The 535-nt window shown below is 66.7% G+C and carries 2 pseudogenes; both read right to left on the bottom strand.

Going from position 1 to position 535, the window contains the following annotated elements:
- Positions 1-215 (bottom strand): annotated as a pseudogene (locus AC3A6B_RS29865) (collagen-like triple helix repeat-containing protein); the annotation flags it as partial.
- Positions 212-535 (bottom strand): annotated as a pseudogene (locus AC3A6B_RS29860) (DUF6502 family protein); the annotation flags it as partial. The pseudogenes AC3A6B_RS29865 and AC3A6B_RS29860, both read right to left, overlap by 4 nt.

Here is a 535-nt window from a genome sequence, read left to right as displayed (position 1 = left end):
CCGCTGCTCGTGCCGGAGGTGCCCGAAGTGCCGCCGCCCTGGCCGTCGCCGCCAGCAGGGCCGCTCTCTCCGCCGGCAACCGATCCACCGCCAATCCCCGCGGAGCCAGCGCTGCCGAATGCCGCACCGCCACCGCCGCCGCCACCGCCGCCGCAGGACAGCACCAACCCGACAAGCAGGGCCAGAAAGCCGTTGCGCAGCCAAGTGCTCGTCATGCTTTTCGTCTCGATCGTTTGGAGGGAGCGGTGGGCAGTTCTTTAGCGTAGTCGGTTGTGCCGTTTTCGTAGTAGGTGTAGATGCCGACCCGGATGCGGCCCGAGGCTGTTTCCTCGGCCTCATCGTAGGCGCGCGTCATTTCCTTCGCCAGCTGGAAGTGCAGCTCGCTCCAGCGCTCCCGCACGAACTGATGGATGCGTTCGCAATCTTCCAGCGAAATCCCTGCTGCGAATACCGATCGTTCCAGCAGGGGCGGCTCTGCGCCGAGCGTGTTGGCCACGCCCGCGAGCAGGTGATCGCGCGTGTTGTCGCCCAGGAA

This window comes from Variovorax sp. Soil_C_33 (genome assembly GCF_057656935.1).
This window is presented reverse-complemented; position numbering and strand designations above follow the sequence as displayed.